The following is a 20,367-nucleotide window of genomic DNA, read 5'->3' on the forward strand; positions in this document are numbered from 1 at the left end:
AATCTTCATGCAGCTCAAAAGGCTCGCCTCGTTCTTTGTTGTGCTCGCCGGTCTTTTGACCGCGTCCGTTTCTGCCTATGCGGCCGACCCGGAAAACACCATGATCATCACGTTGAAGGACGGTGACGTCATCATCGCTCTGCGGCCCGATCTGGCGCCCAAGCATGTCGCGCAGATCAAGAAACTGGTGCGTGACCATGCCTATGACAATGTCGCGTTCCACCGCGTCATCGACGGCTTCATGGCGCAGACCGGCGACGTCAAGTTCGGCAACATGAAGAAGGGTTTCAACGCCCAGGCAGTTGGCACCGGCGGTTCCGACCTGCCCGACCTGCCTGCTGAATTCTCGCAGACCGAGCATTACAAGCGCGGCGTGGTCGGCATGGCCCGCTCGCAGGATCCGAACTCCGCCAATTCGCAGTTCTTCATCATGTTCGCGCCGGCGCCGCCGCTCGATGGCCAGTACACCATCGTCGGCAATGTCGTCAGCGGCATGGAGTTGGTCGACAAGATCAAGAAGGGCGACGAGGCGGACAACGGTACGGTCTCCGACCCCGACCGGATGATCAAAGTGCGCATCGCCGCAGACAAGTAAAGTTGTCAAACAATTCTGTTTTAGAGAAAAGGATATCTGACATGGCTGAGATCAAGGACCGCGAGAACGCGCTCATCCTGGAAACGACCAAGGGCAAGGTGGTCATCGAACTTTTCCCTGATTTGGCCCCCGGCCACGTCGCCCGCATCAAGGAACTGGCCAGGGAAGGCGCCTATGACGGCGTCGTCTTCCACCGCGTCATCGAAGGCTTCATGGCGCAGACCGGCGACGTGAAGTTCGGCAATTCGAGCAAGCCGACCTTTGCTCCTTCCCGCGCGGGCATGGGCGGCTCGGAAAAGCCTGACCTGAAGGCTGAATTCTCCAATGCCAACCACGGCCGCGGCACCTGCTCGATGGCCCGTTCGCAGAACCCGAACTCGGCCAATTCGCAGTTCTTCATTTGCTTCGACGATGCCGCCTTCCTCAACCGCCAGTACACGGTCTGGGGCCAGGTCATCGAAGGCATGGACAATGTCGACAAGATCAAGCGCGGCGAGCCGGTGGTCGATCCCGACAAGATCGTGTCGCTGAAGGTCGCGGCCGACGTCAAGTAAGGTAATACGACAATGATGGGCGTCGTCTGGTCGCTTCTCGGCATCCTGTCCGGCGCCTTCATTGCTATTCAGGCGCCGATCAATTCGCAGCTCGCGCGCGGCCTGGGACTCCCGGTCGCGGCGGCGGCGTTTTCGTTCCTGTCTGGTGCTGTCGTGCTCGGCATCATCTCCGTTGTGGTGGTGAAGCTGCAAGGCATTTCGCTCGATTGGAAGGCGCCGGCGCCCTGGCTGTTCGTCGCCGGCGGCATGCTCGGCGGCTTCTATGTCACGCTCTCCACAATCCTGACCCCGCGTATCGGTGCCGCCGCGCTGATGGCGTTCCTGGTGGCCGGTCAGTTGCTGGCCGGCATGCTCATCGACCGCATCGGCTTCCTTGGCGTCGCGGTGCGTGAAATCTCGCTCGGCCGCGTTGCCGGTGCGGTGCTGCTCTTGGCCGGAGCGCTGCTCGTCCGGCTCTACTGATGCGCGTCGATCTCTTCGACTTCGACCTGCCAGAGGAGCGCATCGCGCTTCGCCCGGCGGAGCCGCGCGACAGCGCCAAGATGCTGGTGGTCAAACCAGGCGAGGCGCTCGACGACCGCCGGGTTGGCGACCTGCCATCCCTGCTCAAAGCCGGCGACGTGCTGGTCTTCAACGACACCAAGGTCATTCCGGCGCAGCTGAAAGGCGTAAGGCGGCGCGGCGAAGCACAGGCGCAGGTCGAAGCGACGTTGCACATGCGTGTGGCGCCGGACCGCTGGTTGGCCTTCATGCGGCCAGGCAAGCGCATCGCCGCCGGCGACCGCATCCACTTTGGCCATGACGGCAATTCCTGCTTCCTCGGCCAGCTTGACGCCACCGTGATCGAGAAGGGCGAGGGCGGCGAAGCGCTGCTTGGATTCGACCTGTCGGGGCCGTTCCTCGACGAGGCGCTGCACGCTGTCGGTCACATTCCGCTGCCGCCCTATATCGCGTCGAAGCGGGATGACGATGAGCGCGACCGGGCTGACTACCAGACCATCTATGCACGGGAGGAGGGCGCCGTTGCCGCACCCACTGCCGGCCTGCATTTCACGCCGGAGCTTTTTGCGGCTCTCGACGCCAAGGGTGTCGAACGCCACTTCGTCACCTTGCATGTCGGCGCCGGCACGTTCCTGCCGGTCAAGGCCGACGACACCGCCGACCACAAGATGCATGCCGAAATCGGCTCGGTCAGCCGGGAAACAGCCGACGCGCTCAACGCGGCCAAGGCTAGGGGCGGGCGCATCATCGCCGTCGGCACGACGTCATTGCGGCTGCTCGAGAGTGCCGCGCGCGAGGACGGTACAGTGCCTGCCTGGTCGGGTCCGACCGACATCTTCATCACGCCCGGCTACCGCTTCCGCACCGCCGACATGCTGATGACCAATTTCCACCTGCCGCGCTCGACCCTGTTCATGCTGGTCTCCGCCTTCAGCGGGCTCGACACGATGCGTGCGGCCTATGCGCATGCCATCGATAGCAGCTACAGGTTTTACTCCTATGGAGACGCAAGCCTGCTGTTTCGAGCGGAGATGAGCGATGGACGATGATCTGCAGACCCTTGATCGCGACAGCCTGATTGCCGAGGTGAAAAAACTGCGCGCCGGTATTCGCGCGCATCGCGACACATCAGGCCATGATCTGTGCTGGCATCATCCCGATCTGTGGGACCTGCTGCCGGAGAAGACAAAACCATCGATCGCCGTGCCGCCCTGGCCCAAATTCATGCGCGGCTGCGTGCAATACCGCCAATCGCTCGACAGACAGGCGCCTGACGCGCCGATCCACGACAAGGAATTCAATGACTAAGCCGTTCAGCTTTAAGGTTCTGGCGACTGACGGCAAGGCGCGGCGCGGTGTGATCGACATGCCGCGCGGCGAAATCCGCACGCCCGCTTTCATGCCGGTCGGCACCGGCGGCACCGTCAAGACGATGTATATGGATCAGGTGCGCGGCGTCGGTGCCGACATCATCCTGGGCAACACCTACCATCTGATGCTGCGGCCAGGTGCCGAGCGCGTGGCGCGACTTGGCGGTTTGCATGAATTCGCCCGCTGGCCGCATCCGATCCTGACCGACAGTGGCGGTTTTCAGGTGATGTCGTTGTCGAAGCTGAGGAAATTGACCGAGAAGGGCGTCACCTTCCGCTCGCATATCGACGGCGCCGCCTACGAAATGTCGCCGGAGCGCTCGATCGAGATCCAGGGCCTGCTTGATTCCGACATCCAGATGCAGCTCGACGAATGCACGGCTTTGCCGGCCGAGCTGAATGAGATCGAGCGCGCCATGGAACTGTCGCTGCGCTGGGCCGAGCGCTGCAAGACGGCGTTCGGCGACCAGCCGGGCAAGGCGATGTTCGGCATCGTACAGGGCGGCGACAATGCAGCGCTCAGGGTGCTGTCGGCGCAGGCGCTGAGCGCGATGGAGCTGAAGGGCTATGCTGTTGGCGGCCTGGCTGTCGGCGAACCGCAAGCGGTGATGCTGGAAATGCTCGAGATCACCTGTCCGGAACTGCCTGCTGACAAGCCGCGCTATCTCATGGGCGTCGGCACGCCCGACGATATCCTGAAATCGGTGGCGCGGGGCATCGACATGTTCGATTGCGTGATGCCGACGCGGGCCGGCCGCCACGGCCTTGCCTACACAAGGCGCGGCAAGGTCAATCTGCGCAACGCCCGCCACGCCGACGATCCGCGCCCGCTCGACGAGGAAAGCGACTGCCCGGCGGCGCGGGATTATTCGCGTGCCTATCTGCATCACCTCGTGCGCTCGCAAGAGGCGCTCGGCGCAATGCTGCTGACCTGGAACAATCTTTCGTATTATCAAAAGCTTATGCAGGATATTCGCGCTGCGATCGAGACCCAAACCTTCGAGGCGCATGGGGCTGAGATCACCGAAGGCTGGGCGAGGGGCGACATCCCGGTGCTGTAAAACCTCAGGTGCTGAGCGAGTTCGACGCCCGCAGGCTGCAGCCGGTGATCTGGAACGTGCCGTCGGGCTGCTGCTGCAGCGTGTAGACGGCCTCATAGTCCTTGCCGTCGGGGCCGACGATCAGCACTTGCTGGACAATCGAACCCGGGCCTGTCTGCTCGACCTTGCCGAAAGAATAGGACTGTGGCTTGCGCACCGGTGGGTAACCATTGGTCACCATGTTCATGAAGGCGTCGACGGTCGGGAAGATCTGCTTCACGTTCGGGGCGGCGAAGCTGTAGGCCTTGGCGCCGTCATCGGCGAGGAGGGCCTTCAACTGACCATCGATCACAGCCTGGCCAGCCTTTACCTCGGCATCGCCGGCAAACGCCGAGGACGCCAGCATGACGAACGCGAATGCGAAAAAGGCGCGGCGCATGACCTGTCTCCACTGTCCCGCGAAAGATGTCTCCGGAAAGACTGTTCCAGGACACATTCTAACATACGCATGACGGCGCTCCACGGTTTCAGCGGCCGAGAATATTCGTCTCGCCGAGGCGGCTGCCTACGCTTAAGCTTCCTTTAAGGCGGGGCGCTCATCGTGAACCCGGGGGAGAGAGCGAGCAACCCATGGGACGAATGATGTTCGCGCAGCCTGTCAGCCGGCGCCTTTTGCTCGGAGGTGCCGCCGGCCTTGCCGCTCTGGCACCGTTGCCGGCCTGGGCAAGGATCGCACCGACGGTCACGGAAGTGGCCTTCGATCGGGCGATACCGGCACTTGGCAATCCCAAGGGCGACGTGACCATTGCCGAATTCGTCGATTACCAGTGTCCAGTGTGCAAGCTCGTCTTTGTCGAATTGAAGAAGCTTTTGGCCGAGGACCATGGCATCCGGCTGGTGATGAAGGACTGGCCGATCTTCGGTGACGTCTCGCGCGACGCGGCGCGGATGGCATTGTCGGCCGGTGAGCACTATGGAGCCGCCGTCGATGCGCTGATGGCCAACGAACGTGGGCTTTCCGAGCATCGCACCAACGATATTCTCGGCGCGATCGGTGTCGATGTCGCCGGTGCGCGCGCCGGTCTTGCTGCCCGTCAGCCGGAGATCGATGCGCTGCTGTCGCGCAACGATGCCCAGGCAACGGCCTTCAGGCTGCAGGGCACGCCGGCGCTGGTGATCGGCGGCAGGCTGTTCAAGCGCGGCATGCCGGTTGCGGAGCTGCGCGAGGCCGTGGCCAGGGCCCGCGCCGGCTAAGTGCGGATTCCAGCGCTTGAAAGGCCGCCTCCAGTCTGCCAGAAGGGCCGCTTGGACTTGGACGTTTAGCGGGACGAAGCCATGAAGGCGTTTTTCGTGCAGATCAAATGCGAGCTCGGCAAATCCTATGAGGTTGCCAGCGCGCTTGCCGACGCCGAGATTGCCTCGGAAATCTACTCCACCGCCGGCAATTACGACCTGCTCGCCAAATTCTATGTCGATGACGAGGAAGATGTCGGCCATTTCGTCAACGAGAAGGTACAGATTCTCCCCGGAATCAAGGACACCTTCACGGTCGTCACCTTCCGCGCCTTTTAGCCGCTGAACCCACTTGCCCGGGCACAAGGCAAAGCCTGATCAAGGTCATATTCCGGCTGCCTCAATTTTAGGCAGACGCAACATACTGATCGTCCGGATCTCCCAAATCACCGATTGCGCTTGATTTTCTCCGGCGACGCCAGTGAAATGGCGTCACAGGGGAGTATGCGATTGGCAGCGTTTGATGAAATGCTTCCGGAAGTCTCCGGATTGAGAAGACCGTATTCGGCTTATGATCGCTGGCTGAAGGAGCAGGATCCAGCCAGGCTTACCGAGAAGATGCAGGACGCCGAACGCGTCTTCCGCAAGACCGGCATCACCTTCGCCGTCTATGGCGAGCAGGAGGCGTCCGAACGGCTGATCCCGTTCGACATCGTTCCACGCATCATTTCAGGCAATGAGTGGCGGCGCCTGACGCAAGGCATCGAGCAGCGCGTTCAAGCGCTGAACGCTTTTCTCGACGATATCTACCATCGTCAGGAAATCCTGCGCGCCGGCCGCGTTCCCAAGGAGTTGATCGCCAAGAACGAGGCCTTTTTGCCGGAAATGATCGGCGTGCGTCCGCCGGCCGGCGTCTATACCCACATAATCGGCGTCGATATCGTGCGCATCAGCGAAGACGAGTTCTATGTCCTGGAGGACAATGCGCGCACGCCGTCCGGTGTCTCCTACATGCTGGAGAACCGCGAGACGATGATGCAACTGTTCCCCGAGCTGTTCCAGAAGATCAAGGTGCGGCCGGTCGAGAACTACCCGCAGCTGCTGCGCCAGTCGCTGGCGGCGGTGCGGCCGCAGAGCACCAAGGGCGCGCCGACGATCGCGGTGCTGACGCCCGGCAGTTTCAATTCCGCCTATTTCGAGCACGCCTTCCTTGCCGACCAGATGGGCGTGCAACTGGTCGAGGGGCAGGATCTGCGGGTCGTCGACGGTCATGTCGCGATGCGCACGACCGAAGGCTACAAGCAGATCGACGTGCTTTACCGCCGCGTGGATGATTCCTTCCTCGACCCACTGACCTTCAGGCCGGATTCGGCCCTTGGCATACCCGGCATCATGGATGTCTACCGTGCAGGCAACATCACCATCGCCAACGCACCAGGCACCGGCATTGCTGACGACAAGGCGATCTATTCCTACATGCCGGAGATCATCGAATTCTACACCGGCCGCAAGGCGATCCTCGGCAACATCCCGACCTGGCGTTGCTCGGAGCCGGACAGTTTGAAATATGTGCTCGAGCACATCCATGAGCTGGTAATCAAGGAAGTGCATGGCTCGGGCGGCTACGGCATGCTGGTCGGGCCGGCGGCGACCAAGAAGGAATGCGAGGCATTCGCCAAGAAGCTCGCGGCGAAACCGTCGAACTATATCGCGCAACCAACGCTGGCGCTGTCGACCTGTCCGATCTTGACGGAAAAGGGACTGGCGCCGCGCCACGTCGACCTCCGACCCTATGTGCTGGTGTCTGACCGTATCCAGATCGTGCCTGGCGGACTGACGCGCGTTGCGCTGAAGGAAGGCTCGCTGGTGGTCAACTCCTCGCAAGGTGGCGGCACCAAGGACACATGGGTGCTGGATGATTGATTTTCATGTGAAGGTTTTTGGATGCTTTTAGGCCGGACCGCCAACGGACTGTACTGGATGAACCGCTACATTGAGCGGGCTGAAAACATGGCGCGTTTGGTCGATGCGGGACTGCGCATGGCGCTGACCCGCACCCAGAGTGCGTCGGAAGAGTGGAACTCGGTGCTGCTCAGCGCCGGCTCGGACGTCGCCTTCCAGCAGAAGTATTCGGACTATACGGCGGCCGATGTCGCCGATTTCCTGCTGCGTGACACCTCGAACCCGTCGAGCACGATGTCGTCGATCGAGACGGCCCGCAACAATGCACGCATGGTGCGCACCGCGCTGACGCGCGAGACCTGGGAAAGCATCAACGAAGCCTGGATGTCACTGAAGCGGATGCTGGCGAGGCCGATCGACGAGCGCGACCTGCCAAGCGTGCTTGACGCGATCAAGCGCGAGACGGCGCTTATCCGCGGCTCGTTCTACGGCACCATGCTACGCAACGAGATCTTCGACTTTTCGCAGCTCGGCACCTATGTCGAGCGCGCCGACAACACGGCGCGCATCCTGGATGTGAAATATTACGTGCTGTTGCCGTCGATCTCCTGGGTCGGCTCGACACTCGACAACTATCAGTGGGAATCGATCCTGCGCTCGGTGTCGGCGCATCGCTCCTACCGCTGGGTCTATGACGCCGACTACAAGCCGACCAACATTGCAGACTACCTGATCCTCAATGTCCGCATGCCGCGTTCACTGACCTTCTGCTACCGCTTCCTGTCCGAACACCTGAAATTCCTCAGCGACGATTACGGCGAACGTCATGCCTGCCACGCAACGGCGGAAAAAACGCAGGCGATGCTGAGGGCAGGGTCGATCAAGGACATATTCGACGCCGGGCTGCACGAATTCCTGGCCAACTTCATTCGCGACAACACCAAGCTCGGCGACGAGATCGCGCAAGATTATCGGTTCAATTGATATGCGGCTGAAGATCACCCATAGGACCGAATATCGATACGATGCGCCGGTGCAGTATCTGCTGCAGCGGCTGCGGCTGCTTCCGGTCAGTGGATCGACGCAAACCGTCTTGTCCTGGGCGCTGACGATCGAAGGCGCGCGCGAAGAGGTCCGCTTTGTCGACCATTTCGGCAATGATACACGGCTTTTGAGCGTCGAGGGCGAGCGTGACTTCATCACGGTCGAGGCAGCAGGTGAGGTTGTGACACGCGACACCGCGGGCGTCTCTGGACCGCATCAGGGCTTTACACCGCTCTGGCTGTACAGCCACGAAACGCCGTTAACGATGATCGGCGATGGGATTCGGGAACTCGCTGCCTCGGTCGGCAAAGGAACCGATATCGAACGGCTTCACAGGCTGATGGCTATGATCGGCGAGCGTGTCATCTACACGCCCGGCACCACCAATGCGGCGACACCGGCCGAGGAGGCCTTGGCGCTGAAAACCGGTGTCTGCCAGGATCACACCCACATCTTTGCCGCCGCGGCGCGCTGCATGGGCTTTCCAGCCCGTTACGTCAGCGGCTATCTGATGCTGGATGCGACCGTAGAGCAGGCGGCAAGCCATGCCTGGGTCGAAGCGCATGTTTATGGACTGGGCTGGGTTGCCTTCGATGCGGCAAACGGCATTTCGCCTGACGAGCGCTATGTGAAGGTGGCAACGGGCCGGGACTATCGCGATGCCACGCCGGTGTCGGGAATTCGACTGGGACAGGCGGAAGAACAGCTTGCGGTCACCGTCACGGTGGAGCAGTAATCCGGCAAGGATTGCTGCCAGAAGAGATTCCATGACCTATTGCGTCGGGCTCAAGATCGATCGCGGGCTCGTGTTCATGTCGGACACGCGCACCAATGCCGGCATGGATTCGATCTCCACCTTCAAGAAGATGCATGTCTGGGAACAGCCTGGCGAGCGCGTCGTCGTCTTGATGTCGGCCGGCAATCTGGCGACGACGCAAGCCGTGGTCAGCCTGCTCGACGAGCGCACCAAGACGGTGACGGACCGCCACGAGAAGCTGCTTGAAACGCCATCCATGTACCAGACGGTGCGGCTGGTGGGCGATACGGTGAAAGAGGTAATCGCACAGGCGTCACCCGCCGGCGAGAAGGCCGATTCCTATTTCAATGCCTCCTTCATCCTGGGCGGTCAGATCAAGGGCAGTCCGCCGCGGCTGTTCATGATCTATCCCGAAGGCAATTTCATCGAATCGACCGACGACACGCCGTTCTTCCAGATCGGCGAGACCAAATACGGCAAGCCGATCATCATCCGCGCCTATGAACGGACCATGAGTCTGGCCGAGACGGTGAAGCTGCTGCTGGTCTCGTTCGATTCGACGCTGAAATCGAACCTGTCGGTCGGCCTGCCGCTCGACCTGCTGTTCCTGGAGAAGGACACCTTCAAGGTTGGCCTGAAGAAGCGGATCGCTCAGGACGACCAATACTACCGCACGATCTCGGACGGCTGGTCGAACGCGCTGAAGACGGCTTTTGCCAGCCTGCCGGATTTTCCGGGGTAGTCCGCGGCTCGCCGCCCGCTTGTAGTTGCAAATATTTCACATGTTAATTAATGTCTTATCTTGAACAGCCGGCGGCAACGACTGGCGGCGAAAGGTCATGTCGGGAGGACAGGATGAACAATGATGAGTTCCGGCAATGGTCGCAGCGTGCCGCCGACTGGGGCGCCAACTATCGCGACACTTTGCGCGAACGGCCGGTGCGGCCGTTGATCGAGCCGGGCGACATATTCAGGAGCATAGAAGCGTCACCGCCCGAAGACGCCGAACCGATGGACAGGATCTTCGCCGACTTCGAGGAGAAGATCGTGCCGGGGATGACGCACTGGCAGCATCCGCGTTTCTTCGCCTATTTCCCGGCCAACGCGGCGCCGGTCTCGGTGGTCGCCGAGAACCTCGTCTCCGCAATGGCCGCGCAATGCATGCTTTGGCAGACGTCGCCGGCGGCGACGGAACTCGAAACGCGCACCGTCGACTGGATGCGTCAGGCGCTCGGCCTGCCCGAGGGGTTCTCAGGCGTCATCCAGGATTCGGCGTCGTCGGCGACACTCAATGCTGTGCTGACCATGCGCGAGCGGGCGCTGGACTGGCAAGGCAACAAAAAGGGACTGACCGGACAGGGGCGGCTGCGCATCTATTCCTCGGATCAGGTGCACACATCGATCGACCGGGCCATCTGGGTCTCGGGCATCGGCGAGGACAATCTGGTGCGCATTCCCGTCAGCGGTCGCTTTCGCGCCATGGACACCGCTGCTCTGGAAGCAGCCATACTGGCCGACCGGCAAGCCGGCCTGCTGCCGGCGGGCATCATCGCTTGCGTTGGTGGCACCAGCACGGGCGGCACGGACGACATTGCGGCGGTCGCCGAGGTCGCCAGGCGGTACGGCCTCTACCTCCATGTCGATGCGGCCTGGGCTGGGTCGGCGATGATCTGCCCGGAGTACCGGCATTTCTGGACCGGCGTCGAAGGCGCCGATTCGATCGTCTTCAATCCGCACAAATGGCTCGGCGCGCAGTTCGATTGCTCGATCCAGTTCCTGCGCGACCCCGAAAGCCATGTCCGGACGTTGGCGATCAAGCCGGACTATCTGAAGACGCATGGTCATGACGGAATCATCAACTATTCCGAATGGTCGGTGCCGCTCGGCCGGCGCTTCCGCGCCCTGAAACTGTGGTTCCTGCTGCGCGCCCACGGGCTGGAAAACCTGCGGGCGATGATCCGCAACCATGTGGCGTGGAGCGAAGGGCTTGCAGTGCGCCTGGCGAAGGAGCCCGATTTCGAGATCGTCAGCGAACCGATGCTGTCGCTGTTTTCGTTCCGGCACAAGGCGGCCTCAAACGCCGATGCCGACGAGCACAATCTGCGGCTGGTCAATGCGATCAACGACGATGGCCGCATCTACCTGACGCAGACGAGGGTCGACGGGCAGGTGGCGATCCGCTTCCAGGTCGGCCAGTTTGAAACGACCGCCGCCGATGTCGATACCGCCTTCACTGTCATCTGCGACTGTGCAAGATCCCTGAGGAGCTGACAGGGATTGTCCCGAGGTAGCCAGCAAGGATTTGCGGACAAGCATATGGCCGGGCAGGGCGAAGAGGCTAACCAGAACCTGACCGGCGTGTGGAGAGGGCGCTATTTCTATCCGCGTGAACTGGCGCCGGTCTCCTTCGTTGCGACGCTGATTGAGACCGCAGCCAGACTGATGGGGACGACCCATGAACCGGCCGGCCCGGCGACTGGCGCTGTGAGATACGCAACCTTGCAAGGGCAGCGCGACGGCAACTCCGTCTCCTTCGTAAAGACATATGACGATGCCGATTTGAAGGTGCAGCCGATCGACTACAGCGGCATCCTGAACGGCGACGCAACAGAGATCAAAGGCAGCTGGCGAATTCGGGGAAGCTGGTCCGGAAAATTCCTGATGATCCGCGAGCCGGGAAAAATCGCTGCCGCCACACGCAAGGTGGCGGAAAGCGTCTGATCTGTATCTGCCCGGTTCGCCTTTGCAATCATCGATATTTCATTAGCCGGCGTCTCCCTTTTCATCGCTTTCGCTTTCGGCTATAAACAAGAAAAACGAAAACGGGGAGGTTCTCAATGTATCTGTCGCCGCGCCATGCCGAGATCATTCAGATGGCCAAGGACCATGGCCGCGTGCTGGTCGACGATCTGGCCACGCATTTCAATGTGACGCCGCAGACCATTCGCAAGGATCTCAACGATCTCTGCGACCAGCGGCTGCTTTCGCGCATCCATGGCGGGGCATTGTTCCCCTCCGGGATCGAGAACATGGAGTATGAGGCCCGGCGCAAGATCGCGGCGGACGAGAAGGAAGCGATCGGCCGCGCGGCGGCCAGGCTGATCCCGGACAACGCCTCGCTGTTCATCAACATCGGCACCACGACGGAAGCGGTCAGCAAGGCCCTGCTCGATCACAATGGCCTGATGGTCATCACCAATAATATCAATGTTGCCAATAGGATGCGCATATATCCCTCGATCGAAGTGGTGATCGCCGGCGGGGTGGTGCGCGGTTCGGATGGCGGTGTCGTCGGCGAAGCGGCGGTTGATTTCATCAGGCAGTTCAAGGTCGACTACGCCGTCATCGGCGCCTCTGCCATCGACCATGACGGCGCCTTGCTCGATTTCGATTTCCGCGAGGTCAAGGTGGCGCAGGCTATCATCGCCAATGCCAGACATGTGATTCTGGTTTCCGACCAGACCAAATTCGAACGCACGGCGCCGGTGCGCATCGGCCATCTGTCGCAGGTCAATACCTTCATCACAGACCGTTGCGACATCGCGTCGGTGCGCAAGATCTGTCAGGAGGCCGAGGTTCAGCTGATCGAGACGTCGCTTGGATGAGGCTCTTTCACGGTCATCTCACAGGCTTGTGATATTTCGTTTGACATTCGTTATGAGTTCGAAATAATTCCGCCACGGTTTCGCAAAAGATCAAAAATGGTGCAATGCGAAATCGTGGAGGAGTTAAGTGGACACATCTTCAGTCCGGGATATTTTCGTCATAGGGGGCGGTATCAATGGCTGCGGCATCGCCCGCGATGCCGTTGGGCGCGGGTTTTCGGTTTTTCTGGCTGAGATGAACGACCTCGCCAGCGGAACCTCCTCCGGTTCGACCAAGCTGATCCATGGCGGCCTGCGCTACCTTGAATTCTACGAGTTTCGCCTGGTGCGCGAGGCGCTGATGGAGCGCGAGGTTCTGTGGAGGAACGCGCCGCACATCATCTGGCCGATGCGCTTCGTGTTGCCCTATGCCAAGGGTCTGCGTCCGGCCTGGCTGATCAGGCTTGGCCTGTTCCTCTACGACCATATTGGCGGGCGCAAATTGCTGCCTGCGACCAGGACGCTGGACATGGCAAACGATCCGGCGGGCAAGCCTTTGAAACCCTTGTTCAAAAAGGCGTTCGAATATTCCGATGGCTGGGTCAATGATGCGCGGCTGGTGGCGCTCAACGCTCGCGATGCCGCTGACCGGGGTGCAACGATTCGAACCCGCACGAAGGTGGTCGGCGCGCGCCGAGAAAACGGCCTTTGGACAATCAAGATCGAGAACCTGCAGAGTGGCGAGACCGAAGAGATCAAGGCGCGGCTGCTGGTCAACGCGGCCGGACCGTGGGTCGATCATGTGCTTTCCGGCGTCGTCGGCCTGAACGATGTGCACAATGTCCGCCTGGTGCAGGGCAGCCACATCGTCATCGCCAAGAAGTTCGACGATCCGCGCGCTTATTTCTTCCAGAACAAAGACGGCCGCATCATCTTCGCCATTCCCTACGAGGAAGAGTTCACGCTGATCGGCACGACCGACCAGGATTATCCCGGCGATCCGCACGATGTGAAGATCAGCGACACCGAGATCGACTATCTCTGTGCCGCCGCCAGCGAATATTTCGCGGTAGCCGTCAAGCGCTCCGACATCGTCTGGACCTATTCGGCCGTGCGTCCGCTCTATGACGACGGCGCCTCCAAGGCGCAGGAAGCGACGCGCGACTATGTGCTGAAGGCCGATAGCGGCGAGGGCGCCGCACCGATCGTCAATGCCTTCGGCGGCAAGATCACCACCTATCGCCGGCTGTCGGAATCGATGCTGGAAAAGATCGAGGGTTTTCTCGGCAAGCGTGGCAAGCCGTGGACATCAGATGCGCCGCTGCCCGGCGGTGACTTCCCGGCCACGGGTTTCGACGCGCAAGTGGCGAAGCTGAAGACGGCCTATCCGTTCCTCGATGCGCGCCTCGCCCGCCGGTTGACGCGGCTTTACGGGACGCGCGCTCAGGCTCTGCTCGGCCTTGCCAAGTCGAATGCCGAGCTCGGCCGCAACTTCGGCGGCGATCTCTACGAGGCCGAAGTGCGCTATCTCGTTGAAAATGAATGGGCCGTCACGGCGGAAGATGTGCTGTGGCGGCGGACCAAGCGCGGCCTGCATCTCAGCCGCGAGCAGGTCGCGGCACTCGACGAATTCATGCATGGCATAAGCCGGCGGCATGTCGCGGCCGCCGAATGAAGAGGGTCTTGAGCTGATGCAGAAAGCCCGGGAGGAGGCGTCATGCTTGAACTGAGGAACGTCACCAAGACGGTCGGTGCGGTCGAGCACATACGCGACGTGTCGCTGACGCTTCAGCACGGCTCGCTCAACGTTCTGCTCGGGCCGACGCTTTCCGGCAAGACCAGCCTGATGCGGCTGATGGCCGGCCTCGATGTGCCGACCTCCGGCTCGGTCTGGTTCGATGGCGAGAACGTCACCGGCACGCCGGTGCAGAAGCGCAAGATCGCCATGGTCTACCAGCAGTTCATCAACTATCCGGCGATGACCGTTTATGAAAACATCGCTTCGCCGCTCAGGGTGGCGGGTGTCGAGCAAGCCAAGATCGACAGCCAGGTGCGCGAGGCCGCGGGGTTGCTCAAGCTGACGCCGTATCTCGACCGCACGCCGCTCAGCCTGTCGGGCGGCCAGCAGCAGCGCACCGCGCTGGCGCGTGCGATCGTCAAGAATGCCAGCCTGGTGCTGCTCGACGAGCCATTGGCCAATCTCGACTACAAATTGCGCGAGGAATTGCGCGCCGAATTGCCGAGGATTTTTGCTGCCGCCGGCACCATCTTCGTCTACGCCACCACCGAGCCTCATGAGGCTCTGCTGCTCGGCGGCAACACAGCAACGCTGTCGGAAGGCCGTATCACCCAGTTCGGGCCGACCATCGATGTGTTCCGCAAGCCGGTCGATCTGGTGACGGCCAGGACCTTCGCCGATCCGCCGCTCAACACCATCGTGCTGGCCAAGAAGGGTCCCGACTTCCTGCTCGAAGGCGGGGTGAAGCTGCCGGTGCCGCCCGAACTCGTCGGCATTGCCGACGGCAACTACACGATCGGCTTCCAGCCGCATCATCTGTCGCTCGACCGGCCCAACGCCTTGGCAGTGCCGGTGCGGGCCAAGGTCACCATCACCGAGATCACCGGATCGGAAAGCTTCATCCATCTCGACTTCGCCGATGTGCGCTGGGTGATGCTGACCCATGGCATCCGCGATTTCGAGACCGACGAAGTGGTCGAGGTGTTCATCGATCCGCGTCACATTATGGTCTTCGACGAGCACGGCCGCGCCGTGACCGCGCCGAAGCTGGCGGCTTGAGGAGGGCGATATGGCGCGTATCGACGTCAACCATGTCAGGCATTCCTACCTGCCGAACCCGCAGAAGGATGCGGATTTCGCACTCAGGGAAGTGCATCACGCCTTCGAGGATGGCGGCGCCTATGCGTTGCTCGGGCCGTCCGGCTGCGGCAAGACCACGCTGCTCAACATCATTTCGGGGCTGCTGCATCCCTCGCACGGCCAGTTGCTGTTCAACGGCAGGGACGTGACCAATCTGTCGACACAGGAACGCAACATCGCGCAGGTGTTCCAGTTCCCGGTCATCTACGACACCATGACCGTCTACGACAATCTGGCCTTCCCGCTGCGCAACCGCGGCGTGCCGGAAGCCGACGTCGACCGGAAGGTGCGCGAGACGCTGGAGATGATCGACCTGGCGTCCTGGGCGAAAAAGAAGGCGAGGGGCCTGACCGCCGACCAGAAGCAGAAGATCTCGCTCGGCCGCGGACTGGTGCGCTCGGACGTCAACGCCATCCTGTTCGACGAGCCGCTGACCGTCATCGACCCGCATATGAAATGGGTGCTGCGTTCGCAATTGAAGCAGCTCCATCGCCGCTTCGGCTACACCATGGTCTATGTCACGCACGACCAGACCGAGGCGCTGACCTTCGCCGACCAGGTCGTGGTCATGTACGATGGCGGCATCGTGCAGATCGGCACGCCGGCGGAACTATTCGAGCGGCCGCGCCATACCTTCGTCGGCTATTTCATCGGTTCGCCGGGCATGAACGTCATGCCGGTGGCGATCGAAGGCAGGACGGCAACGCTCGGGTCGCAACGGATCGAGTTGCCAGGGCGTACCGAAGGCGGACGGCAGCGCCGTCGAGCTTGGTATCCGTCCCGAATATGTGCGGCTGGGCCGCGACGGCATGGCTGTTTCGATCAGCAAGGTCGAGGATCTCGGCCGCCACAAGGTGGTGCGCGCCAAGCTGGAGGGTCGCGATATCGCTGCCGTCATCGGCGAGGACGAGACCGTTCCCGCTGAACCGAAGGTGAGGTTCGATCCGGCCGGCATCAACATCTATGCCGATTCCTGGCGTGTCGAGATGGGGGCATAGATGGACAAGACCTGGAACAACAAGGCCTGGTTCCTGGTGCTGCCGGTGCTGGTGCTGGTGGCATTCTCGGCCGTCATCCCGCTGATGACCGTCGTCAATTATTCGGTGCAGGACACGTTCGGCAACAACGTCTTCTTCTGGGCCGGGACCGAGTGGTTCGAGGAACTGCTGTCGTCGAGCCGCTTCTGGGAGGCGATGACCCGCAACCTGATCTTCTCCTTCATCATCCTCGCCATCGAAGTGCCGCTCGGCATCTTCATCGCGCTCAACATGCCGAAGAAGGGCTGGGGCGTGCCGGTCTGCCTGGTGCTGATGGCCTTGCCGCTGCTCATCCCGTGGAATGTCGTCGGCACCATCTGGCAGGTGTTCGGGCGCAACGACATCGGCCTGCTCGGCTACTACGTCAACGCGCTCGGCATCGACTACAATTATGTGCAGGATCCGTTCGACGCCTGGGTCACCATCATCGTCATGGATGTCTGGCACTGGACCAGCCTCGTCGTGCTGCTCTGCTATGCCGGTCTGGTCTCGATCCCCGATGCTTTCTACCAGGCGGCGAAGATCGACGGCGCCTCGCGCTGGGCGGTGTTCCGCTACATCCAGCTGCCGAAGATGCAGCGCGTGCTTCTGATCGCCGTGCTGCTGCGCTTCATGGACAGTTTCATGATCTACACCGAACCCTTCGTCGTCACCGGCGGCGGCCCGGGCAACTCGACGACGTTCCTGTCGATCGACCTCGTCAAGACGGCGCTCGGCCAGTTCGACCTCGGGCCGGCGGCCGCCATGTCGCTGGTCTACTTCCTCATCATCCTTTTGTTGTCATGGGTGTTCTACACCGTGATGACCAATTACGACGCGGAGCGCTGAGATGGCCGGCGCCAATGAACGAACCGAGCGCAATGCGATGAACGGGACCTCTGCCGCGGAAGGTCTCGCCAGTACGCTGTCGCATAGCGATCTCGACAGGCGCATGCGGCGCCGCGGCGAGGAATCGCGCTGGTGGTGGATCGTGCCGACGCTCTACATCATCGTGCTTTTGCTGCCGATCTACTGGCTCATCAATATGAGCTTCAAGACCAATGCCGAGATTGTCTCGTCGCTGACGCTCTACCCGCACGCGCCGACACTCGCCAATTACGTCACCATCTTCACTGATGCGTCCTGGTATTCCGGCTACATCAACTCGATCACCTATGTGGTGATGAACATGGTGATTTCGGTGGCGGCGGCCTTGCCGGCCGCCTACGCCTTCTCACGCTACCGCTTCCTCGGCGACAAGCATCTGTTCTTCTGGCTCTTGACCAACCGCATGGCGCCGCCGGCGGTGTTCGCGCTGCCGTTCTTCCAGCTCTACTCGGCCTTCGGGCTGATCGACACGCATATCGCGGTGGCGCTGGCGCACTGCCTGTTCAACGTGCCGCTGGCGGTGTGGATCCTCGAGGGCTTCATGTCGGGCGTGCCGAAGGAAATCGACGAGACCGCCTATATTGACGGCTATTCCTTCCCGCGCTTCTTCGTCAAAATCTTCATGCCACTGATCGCCAGCGGCATCGGTGTCGCCTGCTTCTTCTGCTTCATGTTCTCGTGGGTCGAATTGCTGATCGCGCGCACGCTGACGACCACCGATGCCAAGCCGATCGCCGCCACGATGACGCGCACCGTTTCGGCCGCCGGCATGGATTGGGGCCTGCTCGCCGCCGCCGGCGTACTAACGCTGATCCCCGGCGCGCTCGTCATCTGGTTCGTCCGAAACTATATCGCCAAGGGCTTTGCCCTGGGGAGGGTATGACCATGAATTTCGACCTCACCTGGATGGCGTGGACGTGGCCGACGGCGGCCTTCTTCGCGACCATTCTGCTGCTGCTGTGTGGCATGGCGATGTGGGAATACGCCTCGCCGGGCGGCAATCCACGCGTCGGCATCCTGCGCTTCGAGACGACGCGCGGCGACCGTCTCTTCCTGTCGCTGCTTGGCAGCGCCTTTATCCATCTCGCTTGGCTGGGTCTTGTCGGATCCAACCTGTGGTGGGCTCTCGCTCTCTCCGTGGTCTACGCCATTGGCGTGTTCCGCTACGTATAGAGGGGGAACTGTTGGAGCGGCAGCGTGCCGGCCACCGCTCCAGATCGCACTTGAAACCTGAAACAGTGGAGGAAACACATGCGACGGCAATTTTTAACATCAACAACTGCCCTTGTCCTATTGCTCGGCGCGGGCAATGCCTACGCCGGGATGGACGAAGCAAAAGCCTTTCTGGACAAGGAGATAGGCCCGCTTTCGACGCTTTCGCGCGCCGATCAGGAAGCCGAAATGCAGTGGTTTATCGACGCAGCCAAGCCGTTCGCCGGCATGGACATCAAGGTCGTCTCCGAAACCATCGCCACACACCAGTATGAATCGCAGGTGCTGGCGCCGGCCTTTACCGCCATCACCGGCATCAAGATCACGCATGACGTCATCCAGGAAGGCGACGTCGTCGAGAAGATCCAGACCCAGATGCAGACCGGCCAGAACCTCTATGACGGCTGGGTCAACGATTCCGATCTGATCGGCACGCACTGGCGCTACCAGCAGGTGCGCAATTTGACCGACTGGATGGCGGGCGACGGCAAGGATGTCACCAACCCGAACCTCGACCTGAAGGATTTTATCGGCACCTCGTTCACGACGGCTCCAGACAAGAAGCTCTACCAGCTTCCCGACCAGCAGTTCGCGAACCTCTACTGGTTCCGTTACGACTGGTTCAACGACGAGAAGAACAAGGCCGATTTCAAGGCCAAGTACGGCTACGACCTCGGCGTGCCGGTCAACTGGTCTGCCTATGAAGATATCGCCGAATTCTTCACCGGCCGCGAGATCGACGGAAAGAAGGTCTATGGCCACATGGACTACGGCAAGAAGGATCCGTCGCTCGGCTGGCGATTCACCGACGCCTGGCTGTCGATGGCCGGCAATGGCGACAAGGGCCTGCCGAACGGCCTGCCGGTCGACGAGTGGGGCATCAAGGTCGACGAGAATTCGCGTCCGGTCGGCTCCTGCACCGCGCGTGGCGGCGACACCAATGGCCCGGCTGCCGTCTACTCGATCCAGAAGTACCTCGACTGGCTGAAGGCCTACGCTCCGGCAGAAGCCCAGGGGATGACCTTCTCCGAATCGGGACCGGTCCCGGCGCAGGGCGCGGTTGCCCAGCAGATCTTCTGGTACACCGCCTTCACCGCTTCGATGGTCGATGCCGGCGCCAAGGCGGTGCTCAACGACGACGGTACGCCGAAATGGCGCATGGCGCCGTCGCCGCACGGCGTCTACTGGAAGGACGGCATGAAGCTCGGCTATCAGGACGTCGGTTCCTGGACGCTGATGAAGTCGACGCCGACCGACCGCGCCAAGGCCGCCTGGCTGTACGCGCAGTTCGTCACCTCGAAGACCGTGGACGTGAAGAAGAGCCATGTCGGCCTGACCTTCATCCGCGAGAGCACGATCCACGACAAGAGCTTCACCGAACGTGCGCCCAAGCTCGGCGGTCTGATCGAGTTCTACCGTTCGCCGGCCCGCGTCCAGTGGTCGCCGACCGGCACCAACGTGCCTGACTATCCGAAGCTGGCACAGCTCTGGTGGCAGGCGATCGGCGATGCGTCGTCGGGCGCCAAGACGGCGCAGGAAGCGATGGACTCGCTCTGCGGCGAGCAGGAAAAGGTCATGAGCCGCATTGAGAAGTCGGGCGTCCAGGGCGATATCGGCCCCAAGATGGCCGAAGAGCATGACCTCGCTTACTGGAACGCCGACGCGGTTAAGAAGGGCAATCTCGCGCCCCAGCTGAAGATCGAGAACGAGAAGGAAAAGCCGATCACCATCAACTACGACGAGCTGGTGAAGAGCTGGCAGAAGTAAAATTCTGCAACTACAGTTTGCCGGGG

The 20,367-nt window shown here is 61.5% G+C and carries 22 protein-coding genes and 1 pseudogene; 22 read left to right on the forward strand and 1 reads right to left on the reverse strand.

The window, feature by feature from the left end:
* Positions 1-7: 7 nt before the first annotated feature.
* From AC56QX_RS22425 to tgt, 6 genes are read left to right on the forward strand one after another with little or no spacing between them, the layout of a single operon-like run.
* Entirely contained in the window at positions 8-595 is a 588-nt protein-coding gene (locus AC56QX_RS22425; RefSeq protein ID WP_497110684.1) for a peptidylprolyl isomerase, read from the forward strand.
* 41 nt (positions 596-636) lie between these two features.
* Positions 637-1,149 (forward strand): peptidylprolyl isomerase, encoded by a 513-nt coding sequence (locus tag AC56QX_RS22430; protein WP_023696509.1) that lies wholly within the window; start codon positions 637-639, stop codon positions 1,147-1,149.
* A 12-nt stretch (positions 1,150-1,161) separates the two neighbouring features.
* Positions 1,162-1,611, forward strand: coding sequence for a DMT family transporter (locus AC56QX_RS22435; protein ID WP_497110685.1), 450 nt, complete (start codon positions 1,162-1,164; stop codon positions 1,609-1,611).
* Positions 1,611-2,699, forward strand: coding sequence for a tRNA preQ1(34) S-adenosylmethionine ribosyltransferase-isomerase QueA (gene queA / locus AC56QX_RS22440; RefSeq protein ID WP_497110686.1), 1,089 nt, complete (start codon positions 1,611-1,613; stop codon positions 2,697-2,699). The genes AC56QX_RS22435 and queA overlap by 1 nt, the downstream gene beginning before the upstream one ends.
* Complete coding sequence (locus AC56QX_RS22445) at positions 2,689-2,958, forward strand: hypothetical protein (protein WP_497110687.1); 270 nt, start codon at positions 2,689-2,691, stop codon at positions 2,956-2,958. The genes queA and AC56QX_RS22445 overlap by 11 nt, the downstream gene beginning before the upstream one ends.
* The gene (gene tgt / locus AC56QX_RS22450; protein WP_497110688.1) at positions 2,951-4,081 is read left to right on the forward strand and encodes a tRNA guanosine(34) transglycosylase Tgt; all 1,131 of its coding nucleotides are present in this window, start codon (positions 2,951-2,953) and stop codon (positions 4,079-4,081) included. The genes AC56QX_RS22445 and tgt overlap by 8 nt, the downstream gene beginning before the upstream one ends.
* A gap of 4 nt (positions 4,082-4,085) precedes the next feature.
* Here the strand turns inward: tgt and AC56QX_RS22455 are convergent, their stop codons facing one another.
* A complete protein-coding gene (locus tag AC56QX_RS22455) occupies positions 4,086-4,499 on the reverse strand; it encodes a DUF4864 domain-containing protein (protein ID WP_497110689.1) in 414 nt (137 codons plus the stop codon).
* Positions 4,500-4,690: 191 nt separating this feature from the next.
* Here AC56QX_RS22455 and AC56QX_RS22460 point away from each other — a divergent pair, with 191 nt between their 5' ends.
* The 16 genes and pseudogenes from AC56QX_RS22460 (at position 4,691) to AC56QX_RS22535 (ending at position 20,341) form a co-directional block, all read left to right on the forward strand.
* Positions 4,691-5,314 (forward strand): DsbA family protein, encoded by a 624-nt coding sequence (locus tag AC56QX_RS22460; RefSeq protein ID WP_497110691.1) that lies wholly within the window; start codon positions 4,691-4,693, stop codon positions 5,312-5,314.
* Positions 5,315-5,395: 81 nt separating this feature from the next.
* Positions 5,396-5,632, forward strand: a complete 237-nt coding sequence (locus AC56QX_RS22465) for an Lrp/AsnC family transcriptional regulator (protein WP_010909609.1) — start codon at positions 5,396-5,398, stop codon at positions 5,630-5,632.
* 171 nt (positions 5,633-5,803) lie between these two features.
* On the forward strand, positions 5,804-7,216 hold the full coding sequence (locus AC56QX_RS22470; RefSeq protein ID WP_497110693.1) for a circularly permuted type 2 ATP-grasp protein: 1,413 nt from the start codon (positions 5,804-5,806) through the stop codon (positions 7,214-7,216).
* 21 nt (positions 7,217-7,237) lie between these two features.
* Positions 7,238-8,179 carry an alpha-E domain-containing protein gene (locus AC56QX_RS22475; protein WP_497110694.1) on the forward strand — a complete coding sequence of 314 codons (942 nt, stop codon included), beginning with the start codon at positions 7,238-7,240 and terminating at the stop codon, positions 8,177-8,179.
* Position 8,180: 1 nt separating this feature from the next.
* The gene (locus tag AC56QX_RS22480; protein WP_497110696.1) at positions 8,181-8,975 is read left to right on the forward strand and encodes a transglutaminase family protein; all 795 of its coding nucleotides are present in this window, start codon (positions 8,181-8,183) and stop codon (positions 8,973-8,975) included.
* Between the two features lie 31 nt (positions 8,976-9,006).
* Positions 9,007-9,738, forward strand: a complete 732-nt coding sequence (locus AC56QX_RS22485; RefSeq protein ID WP_497110697.1) for a proteasome-type protease — start codon at positions 9,007-9,009, stop codon at positions 9,736-9,738.
* A 113-nt stretch (positions 9,739-9,851) separates the two neighbouring features.
* The gene (locus tag AC56QX_RS22490; RefSeq protein ID WP_497110698.1) at positions 9,852-11,267 is read left to right on the forward strand and encodes a pyridoxal phosphate-dependent decarboxylase family protein; all 1,416 of its coding nucleotides are present in this window, start codon (positions 9,852-9,854) and stop codon (positions 11,265-11,267) included.
* 45 nt (positions 11,268-11,312) lie between these two features.
* Positions 11,313-11,717: a hypothetical protein gene (locus AC56QX_RS22495; protein WP_497110699.1), complete on the forward strand. Its 405-nt coding sequence runs from the start codon at positions 11,313-11,315 to the stop codon at positions 11,715-11,717.
* Positions 11,718-11,833: 116 nt separating this feature from the next.
* On the forward strand, positions 11,834-12,601 hold the full coding sequence (locus tag AC56QX_RS22500) for a DeoR/GlpR family DNA-binding transcription regulator (RefSeq protein ID WP_027044602.1): 768 nt from the start codon (positions 11,834-11,836) through the stop codon (positions 12,599-12,601).
* A 127-nt stretch (positions 12,602-12,728) separates the two neighbouring features.
* Complete coding sequence (glpD, locus tag AC56QX_RS22505) at positions 12,729-14,255, forward strand: glycerol-3-phosphate dehydrogenase (RefSeq protein ID WP_497110701.1); 1,527 nt, start codon at positions 12,729-12,731, stop codon at positions 14,253-14,255.
* Between the two features lie 42 nt (positions 14,256-14,297).
* Complete coding sequence (locus AC56QX_RS22510; RefSeq protein WP_497110703.1) at positions 14,298-15,377, forward strand: ABC transporter ATP-binding protein; 1,080 nt, start codon at positions 14,298-14,300, stop codon at positions 15,375-15,377.
* A gap of 10 nt (positions 15,378-15,387) precedes the next feature.
* Positions 15,388-16,456: pseudogene (locus AC56QX_RS22515) on the forward strand (ABC transporter ATP-binding protein).
* Entirely contained in the window at positions 16,457-17,323 is an 867-nt protein-coding gene (locus AC56QX_RS22520) for a carbohydrate ABC transporter permease (RefSeq protein WP_497110704.1), read from the forward strand.
* 37 nt (positions 17,324-17,360) lie between these two features.
* Complete coding sequence (locus AC56QX_RS22525; protein WP_477220695.1) at positions 17,361-18,245, forward strand: carbohydrate ABC transporter permease; 885 nt, start codon at positions 17,361-17,363, stop codon at positions 18,243-18,245.
* A gap of 2 nt (positions 18,246-18,247) precedes the next feature.
* Positions 18,248-18,535: a DUF2160 domain-containing protein gene (locus AC56QX_RS22530; RefSeq protein WP_497110705.1), complete on the forward strand. Its 288-nt coding sequence runs from the start codon at positions 18,248-18,250 to the stop codon at positions 18,533-18,535.
* A 78-nt stretch (positions 18,536-18,613) separates the two neighbouring features.
* Complete coding sequence (locus AC56QX_RS22535) at positions 18,614-20,341, forward strand: ABC transporter substrate-binding protein (RefSeq protein WP_477220413.1); 1,728 nt, start codon at positions 18,614-18,616, stop codon at positions 20,339-20,341.
* Positions 20,342-20,367 lie beyond the last annotated feature (26 nt).

The sequence above is a fragment of the Mesorhizobium sp. RCAM 06353 genome (genome assembly GCF_059683585.1).

What these genes read in the sequence shown, in the direction of transcription:
- AC56QX_RS22425 (WP_497110684.1), top strand. Translation starts at nt 8, where the DNA reads ATGCAGCTCAAAAGGCTCGCCTCGTTCTTTGTTGTGCTCGCCGGTCTT.
- AC56QX_RS22430 (WP_023696509.1), top strand. Translation starts at nt 637, where the DNA reads ATGGCTGAGATCAAGGACCGCGAGAACGCGCTCATCCTGGAAACGACC.
- AC56QX_RS22435 (WP_497110685.1), top strand. Translation starts at nt 1,162, where the DNA reads ATGATGGGCGTCGTCTGGTCGCTTCTCGGCATCCTGTCCGGCGCCTTC.
- queA (WP_497110686.1), top strand. Translation starts at nt 1,611, where the DNA reads ATGCGCGTCGATCTCTTCGACTTCGACCTGCCAGAGGAGCGCATCGCG.
- AC56QX_RS22445 (WP_497110687.1), top strand. Translation starts at nt 2,689, where the DNA reads ATGGACGATGATCTGCAGACCCTTGATCGCGACAGCCTGATTGCCGAG.
- tgt (WP_497110688.1), top strand. Translation starts at nt 2,951, where the DNA reads ATGACTAAGCCGTTCAGCTTTAAGGTTCTGGCGACTGACGGCAAGGCG.
- AC56QX_RS22455 (WP_497110689.1), bottom strand. Translation starts at nt 4,499, where the DNA reads ATGCGCCGCGCCTTTTTCGCATTCGCGTTCGTCATGCTGGCGTCCTCG.
- AC56QX_RS22460 (WP_497110691.1), top strand. Translation starts at nt 4,691, where the DNA reads ATGGGACGAATGATGTTCGCGCAGCCTGTCAGCCGGCGCCTTTTGCTC.
- AC56QX_RS22465 (WP_010909609.1), top strand. Translation starts at nt 5,396, where the DNA reads ATGAAGGCGTTTTTCGTGCAGATCAAATGCGAGCTCGGCAAATCCTAT.
- AC56QX_RS22475 (WP_497110694.1), top strand. Translation starts at nt 7,238, where the DNA reads ATGCTTTTAGGCCGGACCGCCAACGGACTGTACTGGATGAACCGCTAC.
- AC56QX_RS22480 (WP_497110696.1), top strand. Translation starts at nt 8,181, where the DNA reads ATGCGGCTGAAGATCACCCATAGGACCGAATATCGATACGATGCGCCG.
- AC56QX_RS22485 (WP_497110697.1), top strand. Translation starts at nt 9,007, where the DNA reads ATGACCTATTGCGTCGGGCTCAAGATCGATCGCGGGCTCGTGTTCATG.
- AC56QX_RS22490 (WP_497110698.1), top strand. Translation starts at nt 9,852, where the DNA reads ATGAACAATGATGAGTTCCGGCAATGGTCGCAGCGTGCCGCCGACTGG.
- AC56QX_RS22495 (WP_497110699.1), top strand. Translation starts at nt 11,313, where the DNA reads ATGGCCGGGCAGGGCGAAGAGGCTAACCAGAACCTGACCGGCGTGTGG.
- AC56QX_RS22500 (WP_027044602.1), top strand. Translation starts at nt 11,834, where the DNA reads ATGTATCTGTCGCCGCGCCATGCCGAGATCATTCAGATGGCCAAGGAC.
- AC56QX_RS22510 (WP_497110703.1), top strand. Translation starts at nt 14,298, where the DNA reads ATGCTTGAACTGAGGAACGTCACCAAGACGGTCGGTGCGGTCGAGCAC.
- AC56QX_RS22520 (WP_497110704.1), top strand. Translation starts at nt 16,457, where the DNA reads ATGGACAAGACCTGGAACAACAAGGCCTGGTTCCTGGTGCTGCCGGTG.
- AC56QX_RS22525 (WP_477220695.1), top strand. Translation starts at nt 17,361, where the DNA reads ATGAACGGGACCTCTGCCGCGGAAGGTCTCGCCAGTACGCTGTCGCAT.
- AC56QX_RS22530 (WP_497110705.1), top strand. Translation starts at nt 18,248, where the DNA reads ATGAATTTCGACCTCACCTGGATGGCGTGGACGTGGCCGACGGCGGCC.
- AC56QX_RS22535 (WP_477220413.1), top strand. Translation starts at nt 18,614, where the DNA reads ATGCGACGGCAATTTTTAACATCAACAACTGCCCTTGTCCTATTGCTC.